This window comes from Geothrix sp. SG200 (assembly GCF_022808935.1).
Taxonomy (GTDB): domain Bacteria; phylum Acidobacteriota; class Holophagae; order Holophagales; family Holophagaceae; genus Geothrix; species Geothrix alkalitolerans.
Genome location: NZ_JAKZFR010000003.1, coordinates 301,093 through 318,745 on the forward strand (window position 1 = coordinate 301,093; position 17,653 = coordinate 318,745).

21 protein-coding genes are annotated in these 17,653 nt (G+C 71.5%); 8 read left to right on the forward strand and 13 right to left on the reverse strand.

From position 1 onward, the window contains the following. Positions 1–15: 15 nt before the first annotated feature. The 3 genes from ML539_RS09140 to kdsA are packed head-to-tail and all read right to left on the reverse strand — an operon-like array spanning position 16 to position 1,883. Positions 16–465 carry a hypothetical protein gene (locus ML539_RS09140; RefSeq protein ID WP_243322739.1) on the reverse strand — a complete coding sequence of 150 codons (450 nt, stop codon included), beginning with the start codon at positions 463–465 and terminating at the stop codon, positions 16–18. Between the two features lie 30 nt (positions 466–495). After that, the gene (locus ML539_RS09145; protein ID WP_243322741.1) at positions 496–1,044 is read right to left on the reverse strand and encodes a GNAT family protein; all 549 of its coding nucleotides are present in this window, start codon (positions 1,042–1,044) and stop codon (positions 496–498) included. A gap of 8 nt (positions 1,045–1,052) precedes the next feature. Further along, positions 1,053–1,883 carry a 3-deoxy-8-phosphooctulonate synthase gene (gene kdsA, locus ML539_RS09150; RefSeq protein ID WP_243322743.1) on the reverse strand — a complete coding sequence of 277 codons (831 nt, stop codon included), beginning with the start codon at positions 1,881–1,883 and terminating at the stop codon, positions 1,053–1,055. A 118-nt stretch (positions 1,884–2,001) separates the two neighbouring features. On the opposite strand from kdsA, the gene ML539_RS09155 reads away from it, so the two are divergent. The 3 genes from ML539_RS09155 to ML539_RS09165 are packed head-to-tail and all read left to right on the forward strand — an operon-like array spanning position 2,002 to position 3,700. After that, entirely contained in the window at positions 2,002–2,508 is a 507-nt protein-coding gene (locus ML539_RS09155) for an Lrp/AsnC family transcriptional regulator (protein ID WP_243322745.1), read from the forward strand. Next, positions 2,505–2,831: an antibiotic biosynthesis monooxygenase gene (locus ML539_RS09160; protein WP_243322746.1), complete on the forward strand. Its 327-nt coding sequence runs from the start codon at positions 2,505–2,507 to the stop codon at positions 2,829–2,831. Before ML539_RS09155 ends, ML539_RS09160 begins: the two co-directional genes overlap by 4 nt. Continuing rightward, positions 2,831–3,700 (forward strand): EamA family transporter, encoded by an 870-nt coding sequence (locus ML539_RS09165; protein WP_243322748.1) that lies wholly within the window; start codon positions 2,831–2,833, stop codon positions 3,698–3,700. The genes ML539_RS09160 and ML539_RS09165 overlap by 1 nt, the downstream gene beginning before the upstream one ends. Here the strand turns inward: ML539_RS09165 and ML539_RS09170 are convergent. The 4 genes from ML539_RS09170 to ML539_RS09185 all read right to left on the reverse strand — a co-directional run bounded on the left by ML539_RS09170 (position 3,636) and on the right by ML539_RS09185 (position 8,901). Further along, positions 3,636–4,400, reverse strand: coding sequence for a hypothetical protein (locus ML539_RS09170; RefSeq protein WP_243322749.1), 765 nt, complete (start codon positions 4,398–4,400; stop codon positions 3,636–3,638). The two genes, ML539_RS09165 and ML539_RS09170, sit on opposite strands and share 65 nt — an antisense overlap. Further along, positions 4,397–5,647 carry a hypothetical protein gene (locus tag ML539_RS09175; protein WP_243322752.1) on the reverse strand — a complete coding sequence of 417 codons (1,251 nt, stop codon included), beginning with the start codon at positions 5,645–5,647 and terminating at the stop codon, positions 4,397–4,399. The genes ML539_RS09170 and ML539_RS09175 overlap by 4 nt, the downstream gene beginning before the upstream one ends. Next, positions 5,644–7,365 (reverse strand): DUF2339 domain-containing protein, encoded by a 1,722-nt coding sequence (locus ML539_RS09180; RefSeq protein ID WP_243322754.1) that lies wholly within the window; start codon positions 7,363–7,365, stop codon positions 5,644–5,646. Before ML539_RS09180 ends, ML539_RS09175 begins: the two co-directional genes overlap by 4 nt. Before the next feature lie 78 nt (positions 7,366–7,443). Then, positions 7,444–8,901, reverse strand: coding sequence for a diguanylate cyclase (locus ML539_RS09185; protein ID WP_243322756.1), 1,458 nt, complete (start codon positions 8,899–8,901; stop codon positions 7,444–7,446). A 140-nt stretch (positions 8,902–9,041) separates the two neighbouring features. On the opposite strand from ML539_RS09185, the gene ML539_RS15695 reads away from it, so the two are divergent. Continuing rightward, on the forward strand, positions 9,042–10,490 hold the full coding sequence (locus ML539_RS15695) for an NFACT RNA binding domain-containing protein (RefSeq protein WP_243322758.1): 1,449 nt from the start codon (positions 9,042–9,044) through the stop codon (positions 10,488–10,490). Between the two features lie 33 nt (positions 10,491–10,523). On the opposite strand, the gene ML539_RS09195 is transcribed toward ML539_RS15695, so the two are convergent. From ML539_RS09195 to ML539_RS09215, 5 genes are read right to left on the reverse strand one after another with little or no spacing between them, the layout of a single operon-like run. Continuing rightward, positions 10,524–11,042 (reverse strand): SPOR domain-containing protein, encoded by a 519-nt coding sequence (locus ML539_RS09195; RefSeq protein ID WP_243322759.1) that lies wholly within the window; start codon positions 11,040–11,042, stop codon positions 10,524–10,526. Then, a complete protein-coding gene (locus ML539_RS15520; protein WP_279341576.1) occupies positions 11,039–12,121 on the reverse strand; it encodes a beta-ketoacyl synthase N-terminal-like domain-containing protein in 1,083 nt (360 codons plus the stop codon). The genes ML539_RS09195 and ML539_RS15520 overlap by 4 nt, the downstream gene beginning before the upstream one ends. After that, complete coding sequence (locus tag ML539_RS09205) at positions 12,118–13,296, reverse strand: beta-ketoacyl-[acyl-carrier-protein] synthase family protein (protein WP_243322760.1); 1,179 nt, start codon at positions 13,294–13,296, stop codon at positions 12,118–12,120. The genes ML539_RS15520 and ML539_RS09205 overlap by 4 nt, the downstream gene beginning before the upstream one ends. Then, complete coding sequence (locus ML539_RS09210; RefSeq protein ID WP_243322761.1) at positions 13,293–13,697, reverse strand: 3-hydroxyacyl-ACP dehydratase FabZ family protein; 405 nt, start codon at positions 13,695–13,697, stop codon at positions 13,293–13,295. Before ML539_RS09210 ends, ML539_RS09205 begins: the two co-directional genes overlap by 4 nt. A 10-nt stretch (positions 13,698–13,707) precedes the next feature. After that, positions 13,708–13,965: a phosphopantetheine-binding protein gene (locus ML539_RS09215; protein WP_243295036.1), complete on the reverse strand. Its 258-nt coding sequence runs from the start codon at positions 13,963–13,965 to the stop codon at positions 13,708–13,710. 139 nt (positions 13,966–14,104) lie between these two features. On the opposite strand from ML539_RS09215, the gene ML539_RS09220 reads away from it, so the two are divergent. The 4 genes from ML539_RS09220 to nuoD are packed head-to-tail and all read left to right on the forward strand — an operon-like array spanning position 14,105 to position 16,832. Next, on the forward strand, positions 14,105–14,485 hold the full coding sequence (locus ML539_RS09220) for an NADH-quinone oxidoreductase subunit A (protein ID WP_243322762.1): 381 nt from the start codon (positions 14,105–14,107) through the stop codon (positions 14,483–14,485). 2 nt (positions 14,486–14,487) lie between these two features. After that, the gene (gene nuoB, locus ML539_RS09225) at positions 14,488–15,096 is read left to right on the forward strand and encodes an NADH-quinone oxidoreductase subunit NuoB (protein WP_243322764.1); all 609 of its coding nucleotides are present in this window, start codon (positions 14,488–14,490) and stop codon (positions 15,094–15,096) included. A gap of 13 nt (positions 15,097–15,109) precedes the next feature. Next, positions 15,110–15,619, forward strand: coding sequence for an NADH-quinone oxidoreductase subunit C (locus tag ML539_RS09230; protein ID WP_243322766.1), 510 nt, complete (start codon positions 15,110–15,112; stop codon positions 15,617–15,619). Positions 15,620–15,659: 40 nt separating this feature from the next. Next, positions 15,660–16,832 (forward strand): NADH dehydrogenase (quinone) subunit D, encoded by a 1,173-nt coding sequence (nuoD, locus tag ML539_RS09235; RefSeq protein WP_347710753.1) that lies wholly within the window; start codon positions 15,660–15,662, stop codon positions 16,830–16,832. A 164-nt stretch (positions 16,833–16,996) separates the two neighbouring features. On the opposite strand, the gene ML539_RS09240 is transcribed toward nuoD, so the two are convergent. Then, positions 16,997–17,485 carry a MarR family transcriptional regulator gene (locus tag ML539_RS09240; RefSeq protein WP_243322770.1) on the reverse strand — a complete coding sequence of 163 codons (489 nt, stop codon included), beginning with the start codon at positions 17,483–17,485 and terminating at the stop codon, positions 16,997–16,999. Between the last annotated feature and the right edge of the window lie 168 nt (positions 17,486–17,653).

Genomic DNA, 17,653 nt, shown 5'->3' on the forward strand with positions numbered 1-17,653 from the left:
AGGCCGGGTCGGCGCTCAGAATCGGCAGGTGAGGGCCAGCCCCAGGGCGCTCCGCCGGCGGGGCGTGATCCCGTCGGTGAAGGGGCGTTCCAGGTGCTCGCCTTCGAGGCTGAGGGCCCAGGACGGGTGGAAGGCCCAGCCCACGCGGAGGCGGGGGCCGAGGAAGGCGCCCTCGCCGGGCGGCACCTCCACGATGGCGCCGAATCCCACGAACAGCGCGTTGGCGGTGGCGTTGGCGTCCATGACAAACCGCAGGCTGGTGTCGCCGTCGTCCCAGTGCCGGGCCCCGAGGCCGACGCCCAGGTGGAGGTGCGCGAAATCGCCCTGGTCCCGCACCTGGAGGTCGGTGATGGGAACTGTGAACTCCGCGGCGGTGGCCTTGGGCTGGCGGACCACCGACACCATGGCCGTCTGGGCCCCGAGGGGGAGGGCGGAAAGGATGAGCAGGGGGATCCAGAGGCGCATGTCCCGTTTACTGCCGGGCGCGCAGGCGGTTTATCGGGTCCGCCATTCCTCCGCCAGCATCCCGTACACCGCATGATCCACGTAGCGGCCCACGAGGCGCTCGGCCTGGCGCAGTGTGCCCTCGTGGCGGAAGCCCAGGCGCTCGGGAATGGCGCGGCTGCGGCGGTTGCGGATGCCGGCGCGGATCTCCACTCGGTTGAGCTTGAGGGCGTAGAAGCCGTGGCGGGCCAGGGCCGACACGGCGGCGGTCATCAGGCCGTGGCCCTCGGCCTCCCGCGCCAGCCAGTAGCCGATGCCTCCGCTGCGGTTGGCCGGATCGAGCCACACGAAACCCGCCACGCCCACCAGGTCGCCCTTCCACCAGAGGCCGAAGGGCAGGGCCATGCCCGCGCGCGCCTGGGCCCGCACCCTCAGGATGTAGGCACGGGAATCCTGCACGCTGCGGTTGTCGTCGGGCCAGGGCAGCCAGTGGCGCAGGCGGTCCCGGTTGGCGTCCACGAGGGCGAACAGGGGGCGGGCGTCGCGCAGGCAGAGGGGGCGCAGTTCCAGGGCGCGCCCGGCCTTGATCGCCTCCGGCATCGCGACCCTCACTTGCCGGCGGGATCGAGCTGCGCCGCGGCGCGGCCAGCCCTCCACAGGACCAGCAGCTCATCGAGCAGGGCGCCGAACTGCTCGAGGCGCATGGCGTTCGGGCCGTCACTGAAGGCCTTCTCGGGGCAGTCGTGCACCTCGAAAAAGAAGCCGTCCACGGCCGTGGCCGCGGCCCGCGCCAGGGTGGGGATCATCTCCCGGGCGCCGCCGGTGGCCTTGCCCAGGGCACCGGGCTTCTGCACGCTGTGAGTGGCGTCGAAGATCACGGGGCAGCCCGTCTTGCGCAGGTGGGGGAAACTCTGGAAGTCCACCACCAGGTTGCCGTAGCCGAAGCTGGAGCCGCGCTCGGTCACCCACACGGGGCCGTGGCCGGGCACTGACTTCAGCTTCTCCACGCCGTGCTGGAGGTCCCAGGGGGCGAGGAACTGGCCCTTCTTCAGGTTCACGGTGCGGCCCGTGGCCGCGGCGGCCAGCAGCAGGTCCGTCTGGCGGCAGAGGAAGGCGGGGATCTGGAGGACGTCCACGGCCTGGGCCGCGGGGCCGCACTGGCTGCTCTCGTGGACGTCCGTGAGCACGGGCACGCCGTAGCGGCTGCGGATCTCCGCCAGGATGTCCAGGCCTTCCTCCATGCCCGGCCCCCGGTGGCTGTCGCGGCTGGTGCGGTTGGCCTTGTCGAAGCTGGACTTGTAGATGAAGGGGATGCCACGGGCCTCGGCCAGGTCGCGCAGGCTCGACGCCATCAGGTGGGCATGCTCCCGGCTCTCGATGACGCAGGGCCCCGCGATCAGGAAGAAACTCTGGCCGGTGAAGGGTCGGGCGAAGTCCATGTGCACCTCTGCCTGCATTTTACCTCGACCCGGGCCATTTACGGGTTGTCATCCGTATTGCCGAACCTTCTAGCACAGTGTTCAATGATTCTCATCAACCCCATTCCCGGAGTCCAGCATGGCGAAGACGTTGATGGAAGACGATCTGAACCGGCGCCTGGTGGCCCTGCTCCAGCAGGAAGGCCGCATGAGCCACGCGGAACTGGCGGAGCGGCTCGGCGTGAGCCGCCCCACCATCATCGACCGCGTGAAGCGCCTGGAAGCCGACGGCATCCTGGCGGGCTACGCGGCCCGCGTGGCCCCGGCGGCCGTGAACAAGCCCAACGTGGCCTTCGTGGCGGTGCGCTACAAGGACAACAACGAGGCCATCGAGCAGCGCTTCATCAAGGCGCTCGAGGACGAGCCGGACATCCTGGAGGCCCACACGGTGGCCGGCGAGGATGCCCTCATGCTCAAGGTGGTGGCGGACACCCCCGCGGGCATCGCCGAGCGCCTGCGCCGCATCCGCGCGCTGGGTCCCATGGTGACCACGCGCACCACCATCGTGCTGGAGACCCACTGGGAGAAGGCCGGTCCGAGCCCCTTCCCGGCCGGCGAGGCCGCCGGGAAGAAGGCCAAGAAGTGATCGCGCGAACCCCCGAGCCGCCCTACCTCGCCGTCATCTTCAGCAGCCAGCGCACCCCGGGCGACCAGGGCTATGGCGTCATGGCCGACCGCATGGTGGAGCTGGCCCGCTCGCAGCCCGGCTTCCTCGGCGTGGAGAGCGCCCGGGACGCCGAGGGCTTCGGCATCACCGTGTCCTACTGGAAGGACGAGGCCTCCATCGCCGCGTGGAAGGCCCACGCGGAGCACGCCGCGGCCCAGCGCCTGGGCCGGGAGCGGTGGCACGGATCCTTCCACCTGCGGGTCTGCCGCGTGGAGCGCGAAGCGGGCATGGGCGCGCCCTGATGCTCGCCTGGCTCGCCTACCTCACCGTGGCCGTGGTGTGGGGCTCCACCTACTTCGCCATCGCCCTGGGCCTGGAATCCTTCACGCCCTACGGCCTGGTGGCGGCGCGCTTCTCCCTCGCCTCGGTGCTGGCCCTGGCGATGGGGCGTCTGCGGCGGGAGCCCTGGCCGCCGGCCCGGGAAGTGGGCCACCTCATGATCGTGGGGGCCCTCCTGCTGGGAGGTGCCAACGCGCTGGTCTCCTGGGCCGAGCTGCACGTCTCCTCGGGCCTTGCGGCGGTGCTGGCGGCCCTGGTGCCCCTGTGGCTGGCGGTCTTCTCCATGGCGAAGCAGCCGCTGGGCCCCAAGGGGTGGATGGGGCTCCTGCTGGGGTTGGCCGGCGTCTGCGTGCTGGTGTGGCCCTCGGGCGGCACGCGCGTTCACATGGGCGGCCTGGCGGCCCTGGTGGCGGCGCCCATCATCTGGTCCTGGGGCACGCTGCACGGCAAGCACTTCGTCCACGGCGGCGGGCTGCTCACCAACGTGGGCATCCAGATGGCCACCGCCGCGGCCATCGGGCTCACGGTCGCGCCCCTCGCGGGCGGGTTCCTGCGGGGACCGCTCACCCACAAGGCCGTGGGGGCCGCGGTCTACCTGGCCCTGTTCGGCTCCATGCTGGCCTTCTCCGCCTACGTCTACCTGGCCAAGGCCTGGCCGCCGGCGAAGATGGGCACCTATGCCTACCTGAACCCGGTGGTGGCCGTGCTGCTGGGGGGCCTCATCCTCCACGAGCCCTTCGGCCCGCGCCAGGTCCTGGGCATGGGTGTCATCCTGGGAGCGGTGGCGCTGGTGCAGCTGCGGCCGGCGACTCCCGCGGCCGCGAAGGGCTGAGGGGGCGGGGAAAGCCGGGCATGGCCTCGAGGTCGTGGAAGAGCTTTCCTTCGATCTTCCGGAGGGAGGCCTGGAGCTGGCGCTCCCGCTTCGCCTGCTCGGCCGGAGCCAGGGCCCCCAGCTCCCGGCGGGCCCACAGCACGTAGTAGGTCTCCTCCCAGAGCGGCTTCCCGGCGTCGGCGCGGAGGAGCTTCGCCTCCACCACCGCGGGGCTGGACCAGCGGCCCATGAGCACCGAGCCGCCGATCCAAAAAGCGCTCTCCTCGAGCAGCTCGTAGGCGCCGAGGCCCACGGCCAGCCGCGGGTCGTGGGCCAGCACGCCCACACCCACGCCCCATCCCACGCCGCTGGCGATGCCCCAGGCGATGTACTTGGTCCGCACCTCGCCCAGGCTGGTGATGGTCAGGTCCAGCCGCAGGCCCGAGGCCGGTTCCAGGCGCAGGCTCCGGGCCGCGGCCTCGGCGCGCAGGTCGGCCTCGAAGGCCGCGCGCTGGGCCTCGAGGGCGGCCCTGCGCGACTCGGGCGTGTCGGCCTCTCCGCCGGGTTCCTTCAGGCGGGCGAGCTTCCGGCTGTGGTCTTCGACGTGGACCGCCAGGGCCAGCGCTGGTCCGCCGGGTTCAGGTCGCAGCTCGGCCAGGGGCGAGCGGCACGCGAGCCCCGCCAGCGCGAGGGCCGCGGGCAGGAGGGCGCGGAGCGTCATGCGGCGGGGCTCTCCTTCAGCAGCTTCCAAGCGACGGCGGCCAGGACCAGCACCGCGACCCCCGCCACCCAGGGCATCCAGGGCCGGGCGCGCTCGTCGGCCCCGACCCGGCGGGGAAGGCCCTGGGGATCGGGCTCGCTGGCGCCGAGGGTCAGGGGGGCGGCGGCGGTCAGGACCTGGAGGGAGGGCAGGGCGCCCAGGCTGCCGGGCGCGGGTTTGGCCTCCCCCCCCAGGTGGAGGACGTACGCCTGTCCCGCCTCCACGGGGAAGATCAGGGTCTGCCGCCGCACCAGGGCGCGCACCTGCTGGGGCGTGGCGCCGTCGGGCAGCGTCAGGGTGAGCGTCTTCGCCAGCGTCGGCGCGAGGGCGATGCGGCTGGAGCGCGTGCCCAGGGCCGGGAGGTTCCAGACGAGGTCGCCGCCGGTCCAGGTCTGCGCCATCGTCTGCGCCATCCCGGGCCGCTCCGTCTCGGCATGCTCTCCCACCCGGACGTCCGGCGCGAGGGGCGCGGCCGGCGGCGCCAGCACCAGGTCGAGCCCCACGATGCGCTCCGTGTCGGGCAGCGTCAGCCGCCAGGTCCGCGGCCGGCCCGGCTCCGGGGAGAGAGTGCCCTCGAGGGCCAGCTCCGCTTCCAGGGCTTCAGGCCGGGTCTCTGCCCGCACCGAGAGCCCGCGGATGCGCGGGGCCTCCCCCTGCGAGGCCACCAGCACCAGGCGGTAGCGCTGGCCGTCCCAGGGGAGGTGGAGGGTGTGCCGGTGGCCCGAGGGCGACAGGTCGTAGAGGTGCGTGGCGGCGGGGGCATCGTAGGCGATGAAGGCGTCGCCCTCGTCCTCGCGTCGCCGCTCGGTCTTCACCTGGGCCACCCAGGGGGCGTGTCCGTCGAGGTCGAAGTCGAGCTCCAGCGTCTCCCGCTCGCCCACCCGCCAGCCCTCGGGAAGCTTCAGCGAGAACTCGGCCGTGGGCCGGCCCTCGGCGTCCCGCCCGGTCAGCAGGTGATCCAGGGCCAGGGTGCGCGATTCCCAGAGACCCTCGCGGGCCTCCAGGAAGGGGACGCTCCGCCCCTCCGCATCGCCGATCCAGGCGCCCTTCATCTGGCGCTGGGCGTCCCCGTCCAGGGGCAGGCGCACCCACCCGCTGGCGGCCGGCGCCAGGATGGGTCGCCGGCGCAGGGCTGCGGCGTCCTCGCGGGTGCAGGCGAGGCCGAGCAGGAGGAGGCCCAGGGGAGCGATCAGTCGGATGGAGGTCATGCGTTCCCCTCGGGATGATGCCGGTGGGCGAGGATGGCGGCCGCCATGCCGATGGCCCCCACGCCCAGGAAGGCCAGGGCGCGCAGGGGGGTGTCGGCGCGGTCGAGGTCCGACACGATGAGCTTGAAGCTCGCGATCCCCATCCAGGCATAGCCGGCGGCGAGCAGGGCGCGGCGGGCCGCCTCGCGCTGGCCCAGCCCCCGCATCCACTGCCAGGCGCCGGACAGGGCCCACACCAGCGTCATGGCGATGGAGGCGGCGCGGGAGGGGCCCCAGGCGGCCGGGGTGGGGGTCTGGAGCCACTGCACCAGCCGGGCCGCTTCGAAGGCCAGGGTCACGTTGGCCGTCACCTCCAGGGCGAGGAACGAGACCACCCCCAGGGGGCCGCCGCGCCGCGTGAGCAGGAACCAGGCGGCGGAGGCCAGGGCGCCTTCGACGAAGGAGGCATGAAGGAAGGGCGCCGTCCCGCTGCCGTGGAAGAAGAGGCTGTCCAGGCCGTGGAAGGCCCAGCGGAACGTGGTGAGCAACGCCATGCCCGCCGCCAGCCAGCGCAGGGCGGTGGCCTCCTGCGTGAACTCCCCCTCCTCGGCCTTCCGGGAGGCCCAGGCCAGGCCCAGGGCGAAGACGCCCCAGAGGGGGCCCACCCAGCGCCAGGCCAGGGCCACGGGCACCGCCAGGGCGAGGTGCCCCGCTGCCAGCGCCAGCAGGCCCCAGTCCGCCTGACGGCCGCCCAGGCGGCGGCGCAGCGGCTTCACGAGGGCCAGGTTCAGGGCGGCGAGGGCGAGCACCGGCGCTGCGAAGGCTTCGGGCGCGAGGTCCAGGCGCTTCCACACCAGGCCGCCGTACGTGGTGGCCAGGATCGAGGCGACCAGCCAGAGCACGGTCGGCGTGCCCGGTTTCTCATCCCGTCCCGGCAGCCAGGCCCAGCCTCCGGCCAGGGCCAGGTGGAGGGCCAGCAGGCCCGCCAGGGCCGGGGCGTCGGCCTTCAGCACCTCGGTGCAGGCCGGGAGCAGAAGGAGCCAGGTGCCGATGAGCGCGGTCCAGCGGGCGCCGTGCCAGGCCTCCCCGGTCCTGGCGAGGTAGGGCACCGCCAGCGCCGCGGCCATGAGCACGGCCAGGTAGATGGCCAGGGCCACCTCGTGGTGCCCGCCCTGGCTGAAGACCAGCGGGGCGGCGAGGCCGGAGACCAGGGCCACGGTCAGGGCGCCGCCGCTGCGGCCCCGGGCCGCCAGGCCACCGGCCACCAGCGTGACCAGGGCCGCCGCCACCAGGCCCAGGGTGGCGGGGTAGAAGTGGTAGGCCATGGCCCCGGCCCGGAAGGTGAACTGCAGGGTGCCCAGGCCCGCCAGGAGCAGGGCCACGCCCAGGCGGCGTCCCTCACCGAAGATGAGCTTCCCCGCGGTGCCGGCGATGGCGGCGCCGACCAGCAGCCCCAGGGCGAAGCGCAGCTCGGCCCCGAGCCACCCCTGCTGGATGGCCCAGTGGAAGAAGAAGACGGCCCCTACGAGGAAGAGGGAAGCTGCCGCGCCGGCGATCCAGACCACCGGAGAAAGCGGCTTCCGGGACGCGGCGGCGGGTGCTTTGCGGGCCCTGGGCGCGGCGGGCGGAGGCACGGGCACCTGCTGGCGCTGGAGGAGCCAGGCCACCTGCGCCTCCAGGCGGGCCACCCGCTCGGTGAGATCCGGGGAGGCGGACTGATCCTGCGGAAGCTCGGCCATGAGGTCTCCATACGGAAGCGTATGGAATCATGGGATGGCGGTTCCGGCCCTGTCAAGCGGCCCGGTCTTCCCGGCAGGTCAGCCGATGACGCGGTCCCGGCCCTCGGCCTTGGCCCGGTAGAGGGCCTTGTCAGCCCGGGCCAGCAGGCGCTCCAGGCTGTCCGCGGGGCCTTCCCAGGTGGCCAGGCCGACGCTCAACGTCACGCGGTCGTTCTTGGGAAGTCCCGGCAGGGGCTCGAGGACCACCTGCTCGCGGAGCCGCTCCGCCAGGGCGCGGATGCCCTCCAGCTCGGTCTGGGGCCCGTAGGCCAGGAACTCCTCGCCGCCGATTCGGCCCAGCTGGTCCACCTTGCGCAGGGCGAAGGACATGCGCTGGGCCATGACGCTGAGCACCTGATCGCCGGTGGCATGGCCGAACCGGTCGTTCACGGCCTTGAAGTGGTCCAGGTCGATCAGCATCACGGACAGGTTCTGTCCGAACCGGCCGCACTGGTCCACCTCGATCTTGAGCATGTCGAGGATGTGGCGCCGGTTGAACAGGCCCGTCAGCGGGTCGCGGATGGCCTGGTGGTAGAGGCGGAGGCGGGAGTCCTCCAGGGTGAGGAGGCGGCCCAGCTCCTCGTTGGCGATCTCGAACAGCCGCTCATATTCCTCGACGGAGCGGCGCTCGGCGAAGAAACCCAGAGCGCCCACGGCCGGGTAGCCGGGCATGAGGGCGGGCAGCACCCGCATCACCGGATCCCGGAGGGTGCGCCGCCGTTCGTCTCCGTCATCCACGGGGTGCCATCGGCACTCGGTCGGGACCCCGGCGGGCGAGAACTGGAGCAGGGAGGTCTCGAGGGCCCGGCGGTCCTCCTCGCTGGCCGAGGTGCCGTGGGCCCCGTGGCAGACGGTGCCTTCTTCGCCCATGTAGGACACCAGGATGGCTCCGGGCAGCACGAGCTCCTGGAGGATCTCGATGAACCCGCGGATGAGCCGCAGGGTGTCGTGCTCCACGGTGTAGAGGCGGGAGATGGAGTCGCGCAGCGCCGTCTCCACCACGCGCTGCTCCAGGGCCATGGCCAAGCGGCGCTGGATGGCGTCCACGCCGAAGTTCTCCTGGGCGAGCCGGGGGGTGCCGGGAAGGGGCCGCAGCCGGTCGGTCTGCTCCACCAGGGAGGTGGCCGCCTCCACCACATGGTCGAGGTCCCGCCCCTTCACCAGGAAGCGGTCCGCCCCGCAGGTCTTGGCCCAGAAGCGCGCCAGGCCCACGCCCTGGGCCGTCAGCAGGAGCACGGGCAGGTTGCGCGTGGCCCGGTCGTCCTTCAGCAGGCGGCAGAGCTGGTAGCCGTCCAGCAGGGGCATGACGCAGTCGCTCACCACCACGTCCGGGCATTCCGTGGCGAGGACGATGAGTGCCTCGGCGCCGTTCTTGGCCTCGAGGGTGGTGTGTCCATGCCGCTGGAAGAGGTGATGCAGGAGGCTCAGCTGGATGGGATTGTCGTCCACCAGGAGTACCTGGAGGGTCTTGGTGGCCTTGGCTGCGGCAATCGTCATGGGTCCAGCGTCAGGTGGAGGAGGAAAGCCGGATGAGGGCGGAGGTGGGAACCCTCCCTGGGCCAGACATGGGATGCTGGACGGGGAGGCTGCCCCATGATGGCCACCGTCGGGTGGAAAGAACAGAGAAAGGTGAGTCCGTGGATGCACCCCTGATCCTGGCCCTGAGCCGGACGTGGCTCCGGGAACGGGGCGAGCTGCCTGTGGAGGCCGTCTGGGCCTCGAACCGGGCCCTGGGCCTGCGCTGGGCGGGACGGAAGGCCGCCGAGGGCTGGGTGCTGCTGCTCCAGCCCAGGCCTGAACTCTGGCTGCTGGATTCGGCCCATCCCGCCTGGGCGCGCCTCCAGGCCGAGGCCCCGAAGGACAGCGGGAAGCTCTGGGGCCCCTGGCTCCAGGGGGCGAGGCTGAAGGCCGTGGAGGGGGACCCGCGGGAGCGCTGGCTGGGCCTCGTCTTCCAGCGCCGGGCCATCACGGGCCGCCTGGAGACCGTGCGCCTGGCCTTCCAGGCCATCCCCGGCCGGGCCGGCATCCGGGCGGATGGTCTGGATACCCAGATGCCCCGCCTGGGCTTGGGCTCGCCCTTCCCTGCCGCGGCGCCGGAGCCTCAGGAGGACCCGCCCCCCCTCCGCCGCTGGCGAGACCGGTGGGGCGCGGACCTGGAGCGGGCGCTGGCGGGGGAGATCCCCGAAGTCCTGGAGGGCGAAGGGGGCCTGCTGGACCGGCACCACGCCTGGTCCGCGGCCCGGGCCGAGGAACTGATCCTGGCCCCGGCCCAGGCGGCGGCCGAGCGGAAGCGCCAGGCGGAGGTCGCGCGTATGGCGCGGCTGGCCCAGGCCCTGGCCCGGGACCGGACGAAGCACGAGGCCGTGCTGCCTCTCAAGGTCCAGGCCCAGCGTCTGGCGGCGGAGCTGTACCGCCTCAAGGGAGCCACGGGGGAGGCCGTGCTGCTGGATGGGACGCGCGTGCCCCTGCCGGAAGGGCGCCTGGCCGAGGACGCCGCCCAGACCTGGTTTGCCGCGGCCAAGAAGGCAGAGCGGGGCCTGGCGCGGGTGCGGGAACTGGATGCCGAGCTCGCCCGCGAGCGGTCGGCCTGGGCGGAGCGGATGGAGGCCGAGGCCGCGGGCCTTGCGCCGGAGCCGCCTTCCACGCGACAACGGAGCGGCAAGGACGCGGTGAAAGGCAAGGGGACGAAGCGGATGGGCGCACCGGAGACGAAACGAAAGGACGGCAAGGGCGCGGCCTTCCGCAGCGTCATGGTGGACGGCTTCGAGGTGCTCATCGGCAAGGGCGATGCGGAGAACGACCAGCTCACCTTCAAGGTGGCCGACAACATGGACTTCTGGCTGCACGTGGCCAGCGTGCCCGGCAGCCACGTGGTCATCCGCAATCCCGACAAGCTGAGCGAGCTGCCGCGCCACGTGCTGGAGCGCGCCGCCGAGCTGGCCGCCTACCACAGCAAGGCCCGGGACGGCGGGAAGGTGGAGGTCCACCTGGCCCGCATCGCCGACATCAGCAAGCCCCGAGGCTTCGCGCCGGGCAAGGTGATCCTGAAAAAGTGGGTGGGGATCCGGGTCTATCCCAAACCCTGAGGTCCCAAGCCGTGAAGGTTCAACCTGTGGAGGCTACTCCGCCTTCACCGCGAAGGGCTTGAAGCCCGCCTTCTTGAGCTTCTCGGCCGTCTTGTCGATGGCCGCGCGGTCCGCCGACTTGGCGAGGCGCACCTTCAGCTGGCCCTTGTCCTTGAGGGTGGTGGTGGTGAAGCCGGCAGCCTTGGCCTTGTCGGCCACGCGCTTGGCCTCGGCCGCATCAGAGGTGGACACGAGCTGGAGGGTCCAGGCGCCCTCCCGGGCCGGGGCCGCCTCGGTCCTGGGCTCGGGCCTGGGGGCCGTGGCATCCACCCGCGGGGTCGCCACGAGCTTGTCCGGGCCGTCGCCTTCGAAGATCTTGAGCTGGTCCACCAGCGGCTCGGGAAGGTCCTTGAGCTCCTCCTCCACGCCTTTCTGGGCGGGGCGGCGCAGCGCGGCGCCCTGCTTGCCGACCTGCACGCCCAGGACGAAAGCCAGGGTGACCAGGCCCACGCCCACGCCCGCCACCCACAGGATGGATTGGCTGCCGATGCTGATCTGGTCGCGCTGGATCATCGTCGTTCCAGCCTAACGCCTTCGAACAGCGCCGCGAACTGGGCGCCCGAACTGGCGGGGGCGGTGACGAGGGTGCGATCCGCGGGGTCCAGCAGCGCCGCCGCCAGCAGCTGGCCGCCGGAGCCGCCGAACTCGCCCCAGAGGGCCTTGGGGAAGCGGGCCGCAGGCCAGTCCGGATGGGCGGCGGCCAGACGGGCCTCCAGGGTGTCGAGTCGGCCCAGACCGTTGCTGCCGCCGATCCATCTGGTCGGAGCGGCCTCGCCAAGGGCCTCTATCGATGCCTCGGCCAAGGCCCGCGCCCGCATCTCGATTCCGTCCCCAGGCGCGGATCGCGAGGCCACGGCGCGAAGGCAGGCCCGGGGGCGGGCGCCCCGGGCTTCGGCACGTTCCCGGGTCTCCAGCAGGAAGGCCTGGGCCCCTTCGCCCGGCAGGAAACCCCGGTCGGAGCCCACCTCGGGGTGGCCGTGGCGGGCCAGCAGGCGGGCACCGGCGCAGATGTCGAGGAGCAGGGGGAAGAGGCCATCCGCCCCCAGGACCAGCGCGGCGTCCGCCAGGCCGGCGCGCAGCCAGCGGGTCGCCTGCTCCAGGGCCGCGAGGGCGGCGCTCTCCCGGTCCACGAAGGTGGCGCTGGGGCCCTTGAGGCCGAAGGCCAGGGCCAGGTGGCCGCTGGCGGCGTTGGCCACGGTGTTGGGGAAGAGCAGGGGCGAGGCCCCATCGGGTCCGCGCTGGAGGTAGGGCCGCATGAAGGCTTCGCTGGCCTCGCTGCCGCCGGTCATGGTGCCCACGGCCACGGCGATGCGGTCGCCCACCGGCTTCGGATCCAGGCCCGCATCCTGGAAGGCCTGGTGCGCGGCCACCCAGGCGAATCGGGAGACGCGATCCAGGCGCCGCAGCTGCATGGGCGGGATGATGCCGGCGGGGTTGAACGCGGCGCAGGCGGCGCCCCGGCCCTGGCCCAGCGTTTCCGGCAGGTCCGCGAAACAGGGTTGCCCCGAGGCGAGACAGGACCCCGCGGCCTCGATGCCGTCCCCGCAGGGCAGCACTAGGCCCAGGCCCGTGATGACGAGGTCGCCGCTCATGCCCCGCTCCAGTGGCGCAGGGCCAAGCTCACGTTGTTGCCTCCGAAGGCGAAGGCATTCACCAGCGCCGCGCGGATCCGGCGCTGCTTCGCTGCCAGGGGGGTGCAGTCCAGGTCGCAGGCAGGGTCCGGGTCCTCCAGCCGCAGCGTGGGGCTCACCGCCTGGTCGCGCAGGGCCAGGATGGCGGCGGCGGCCCCGAAGGCTCCGGCGGCGCCCAGGGTATGGCCGAACTGGCTCTTGGTGCTGGTGATGGAGACGGCGTCGGCGGCCGCGCCCAGGGCCCGGCGGATGGCCAGGCACTCGGCGCCGTCGTTGGCGGGGGTGGCCGTGCCGTGGGCGGAGACCAGGTCCACCTCGGCGGGATCCAGCCGGCCGGTGCGGAGGGCCATGGCCATGGCCCGGGCCGCGCCTTCGCCCTCGGGATGGGGCGCCGTGGCATGGTGGGCGTCCATGCTGCCGCCGTAGCCCAGCACCTCGGCGTAGATGGTGGCGCCCCGGGCCAGGGCCCGGTCCAGGGGCTCCAGCAGGATCTGCACGGCGCCCTCGCCCAGGTTGAGGCCCGCCCGGTCCCGGCTGAAGGGACGGCATTTCCGGGCATCCACGGCCTTGAGGCTGGAGAAGCCCGCATAGGTGGTGCGGCAGAGGCCCTCGGCACCCCCGGCCACGGCCAGGTCCAGCTCCCCGGCGGCCAGGCGTTCCCAGGCCTGGCCCAGAGCCAGGAGGCTCGAAGAGCACGCGTTCATGACGGTGGCGCGGGGGCCTTCGGCGCCGAGCACCCGGGCGAGGGCGTCCGTGACGGTGCAGGGGCTCTGGTAGGCGGGCTCCGCGGCCCGGCCGCGATGCCCGGCCAGGCGATCCTCCAGGTAAACCTCGGCCACGGGCAGGCCGCTGGTGCCCGCGCCCTGGAAGACGCCGATACGGGCTGGATCGCCGCTGGGCTGGAAGCCGCCGAGCGCCTCCACCAGGGCCCTCAGGGCGGCGACCTCGCACAGGGTCTGGTGCCGAAGGGGTTCCAGGGCCACCTGGCCGGCGACCTGGGCCGGTTCCGCCGGCAGGTCCAGGCGGGAGAGGGGTCCCAGGCCGTCCCGTCCGGCGAGCATGGCGGACCAGGTGCCTTCGCGGTCCAGGGCCAGCGAACTCACGATGCCGAGGCCCGTGACCACCACGCGGTTCATAGGCGCTTCACCAGCAGGGTCGCAGTGCAGAGGTCTCGCCCTTCGCAGGTCGCGGCGCATTGAAGGCGCATCAGCCCCGCGAAGGCGCCTTCCGCGGCTACCTCCAGGCGCAGCCGGTCTCCGGGAACGGCCGGGGCGTGGAACCGGGCGTCCCGCACGCCCGCCAGGAAGATGGAAGCCCCGTGGAGGGTTTCCGCCTCCAGGAAGCCGCCGGCCTGGGCCAGCATCTCGAGCAGCAGGGGGCCGGGGACCTGGGCACCCCCGGCGGGGTGGTCCAGGAGGTAGGGCTCATCGGCCGTGACGAGCTTCTCGGCCACCACCCGCAGGCCCGGCTCCCGCTCCAGCAGCCGGTCCACGAGGAGCAGGGGCGCGCGATGCGGGAGGTGGGCCAGGATGTCCATGGGTGGGACGTCAGGCTTTGGCGTGCTCGGCGATGAAGTCCGTGAGGGCCTGGACGGACTTGAACGCCCGCATGCCCGCGGCCTCGTCCTCGATCTTCACCCCGAACACCTGCTCGATGCCCAGCACGAGCTCCAGGGCGTCGATGGAGTCGAGCCCCAGCCCTTCCCCGAAGAGGGGGGCCTGGTCCTCGATCTGGTCCGGAGTCAGGCCCTCAAGCTTCAGGCGCTCGATGATCATCTCTTTGACGCGCAGCTTGAGGTCGCTCATGACAATCCCGGCAGATCAGTGGAAGTGGTGATTCTATCCTCAACCCGGGGGCCCGGTGGGGTTGTGATATTGGCACGGTTTCGGGATCCGCAAAGGGCGCTAAGCTGGATCCTCGCGGAACCCTCCGCCCGAGAGCGCCATGGCCCATCCCGCATCGCCCTTCCTGCCGGTCCTGATCCTGCTGCTGGTCGCCGCCGTGACGGCCGTCGCCATCCTCTTCCTGTCGGGCAAGGCGCTGGCCCTGCTCAAGCCCCGCAACCCGCAGGAGGCCAAGCTGCGGCCCTACGAGTGCGGCGTGCCCATCCAGCAGCCCGGGGCGCGGCACAAGTATTCCGTGCGGTTCTACCTCACGGCCATGCTGTTCATCCTGTTCGACGTGGAAGCCGCCTTCCTCCTGCCCTGGGCCGTGAACTTCAAAAAGGCGCTTTGGACCTTCGTCCCCATGTTGAGCTTCATGGCCACCCTGCTCGTGGGCTTCATCTACGCCTGGGGCAAGGGCGCCTTCGAGTGGGAGCACTGACCATGGCCGAGATGAACCTCAACGACGCGGTGGTGACCACCCGCCTGGACGCGGTCGTCAACTGGGGCCGCAAGAACAGCCTCTGGCCCATGCCTTTCGGCACCGCCTGCTGCGCCATCGAGTTCATGAGCATGCAGGCCTCCAAGTACGACATGAGCCGCTTCGGCGCCGAGGCCATGCGCTTCAGCCCCCGCCAGAGCGACATGATGATGATCCTCGGGACCGTCACCAACAAGATGGCGCCGGTGCTGCGCACCATTTACGCCCAGATGGCCGAGCCCAAGTGGGTGATCTCCTTCGGCGTCTGCGCCAGCTCCGGCGGCATGTACCGCACCTACGCCACACTCCAGGGCGTGGACCGGGTGATTCCCGTGGACGTCTACGTGCCAGGCTGCCCGCCCCGGCCCGAGAGCATGCTCTACGGCGTGATGAAGCTGCAGGAGAAGATCGAGAAGGAATCCCTCTCCATGCGCAAGGACCACATCGCGCGGTTCTACGAGAGCCTGGCCCGGCAGGACGAGCTGCAGGCGGCGAAGGGCCTCACGGGACAGCAGACCATCCGCGAGATGCTGCTGGACGCCGCGGAGCGCGGCGCGGGCACGATCTTCTAGGCTGGGGAAGACCATGATCATCGAGCACATCGACGCACAGCTGCCGGGCGCCATCACCGACCGCCACGACTTCCGGGGCGACCAGACCGTCGTGGTGGCGAAGGGAAACCTCCTCGCCCTGGTGGACCTGCTCCACCGCGAGGGCTTCCAGCTTCTCGTGGACATCACCGCCGTGGACTGGCCCGATCGGCCCGAGACCCACGGTGTGGGGCGCTTCGACGTGGTCTACCACTGGCTGAACCTCGCCAGCCAGGAGCGCCTGAGGGTGAAGGTGCCCGTGGCCGACGGCGAGACCGTGCCCACCCTGACCGGCCGCTTCAAGACCGCCGACTGGTTCGAGCGCGAGGTCTTCGACCTCTTCGGCATCCGCTTCGAGGGCCACCCGAACCTGAAGCGCCTGCTCACCTGGGACGACTTCCAGGGGCACGCGCTCCGGAAGGACTTCCCCCTGGATGGCGGCGATCCCTTCTGCATGGAAGGCTGCACCGCTCCCTACAACAACGGCGAACGGGCCAGGGGCTGAGGACGCTATGACCATGGATTCCATCGCCCTCTCCCGCCAGATGCTCGACGGCGATCACATGATCGTCAACTTCGGGCCTTCGCACCCCACCACCCACGGCACCCTGCGCATCGTCCTCGAGCTCGAAGGCGAGACCATCATCCGGGCCACCCCGGAGATGGGCTACCTGCACCGTGGCGTGGAGAAGCTAGGCGAGAGCCTCAGCTACCAGCAGTTCATTCCGCTCACCGACCGCCTGAACTACTGCAGCTCCATCATGAACAACGTGGGCTACGCCTGCGCCGTGGAGAAGCTGCTCGGCATCGAGATCCCCAAGCGGGCCCAACAGATCCGCGTGCTGGTCTCCGAGCTGGCCCGTATCGCCGACCACATCGTCTGCGTGGGCGTGAACGCCGTGGACATCGGCGCCTTCACCGCCTTCCTCTACCTCTTCAAGCAGCGCGAGACCGTCTACGACCTCTTCGAGATGGCCGCCGGCCAGCGCCTGCACACCAGCTTCACCCGCATCGGCGGTCTCTTCCGCGACATCCCAGAGGGCTTCGTGCCTCTGACCGAGCGGTTCCTCGTGGAATGCGAGGCGGCCGTGGACGAGTGCGAGCGTCTCCTGACCCACAACCCCATCTGGTACAACCGCACCAAGGGCATCGGCGCCATCAGCCCCGAAGACGCCGTGAACAGCGGCTACACGGGCCCCTGCCTGCGCGCCGCCGGCGTGCCCCAGGACCTCCGCAAGGCCCAGCCCTACCTGGGCTACGAGACCTACGACTTCGACATCCCCGTGGGCACCACCGGTGATGTGTTCGACCGCTACCTGGTGCGCATCGAGGAGATGCGCCAGAGCCTGCGCATCATCCGCCAGGTGCTGGACCGCCTGGAGCCCGGCCCCGTCATCGTGGACGACTACAAGGTGGCCCTGCCGCCCAAGGAGAAGGTCTACACGCGGATGGAGAGCCTCATCCACCACTTCAAGCTCATCATGCACGGCATCGACATGCCCGTGGGCGAGGTCTACAGCGCCACCGAAGCCGCCAACGGCGAGCTGGGCTTCTACCTCGTGAGCGACGGCGGCAAGAACCCCTACCGCATCCGGGTCCGTCCGCCCTGTCTGCCCATCTTCAGCAGCTTCGAGGAGCAGGTGAAGGGCTGCCTGATCGCCGACGCCGTCGCCGTCCTCGGCGCCATGAACATCATCGCCGGTGAGCTCGACCGCTGACGCGCCGAGGACGGTGGCCGGGCGCAGCCCGGCGCCGGGCTGGGTGCGATGAGGACGAGCGGAGCGAGTCCCACGGTGCCGCAGGCACCGCCCGGAGGGCGAGGCGCGAAGCGCCGAGTGAGCATCATCCCGGCGGGCTCGACCGCTGACGCGCGGCCCGCAGGTTACTTGCCCAGGGCCTCCAGCTGGGCCCGGTAGTCGTCCCGCAGGCGCTCCAGCATGGCCAGGAGCTGGTTGCGCTCCTCCACGGAGAGGCAGCGGTCCACCTGCTGGCAGAGTGCCTGATGGCAGTCGTGCATGCGGGCCTCCAGGGCCAGGCCCTTGGCCGTGATCTGCACCCGGCTGCCCCGGCGGTCGGAGGGATTCTCGCAGCGCTTCACCAGGCCCCGGGCCTCCAGGCGGTTCACCAGGCGGGGCACGTCCGCGAAGCGGTAGATCATCCGGCAGCGGATGTCCTTCACCAGGTAGCCGTCCTTCCCGCCCCCCTTGAGGATGCGCAGGACGTTGAACTGCTGGTCGGAGAGGTCCTCGGGCTCATAGAGCGCCTGGTCGAAGAGCCGCGCGACATACTCCCGGGTCAGGAGAATCGCCAGGGCCACCTCGTGGCCCGGTTCGAGGGGCTTGGTGATCTGGAGTTCTTCCTGGATGTGCATGGTTCTGCTCCGGCTGATCCAAGATTGACATGATTTCCCCCAAAAAAGGTGTTGCAACTTCATTGGAAGCGCCTAGACTGAATTGCATGGTGAAACACCTAATCTCTGGAGGCTCCATGCGACACCCCTTCCGCACCCTGCTCGCCACCCTCGCCCTGGCGGCCGTGC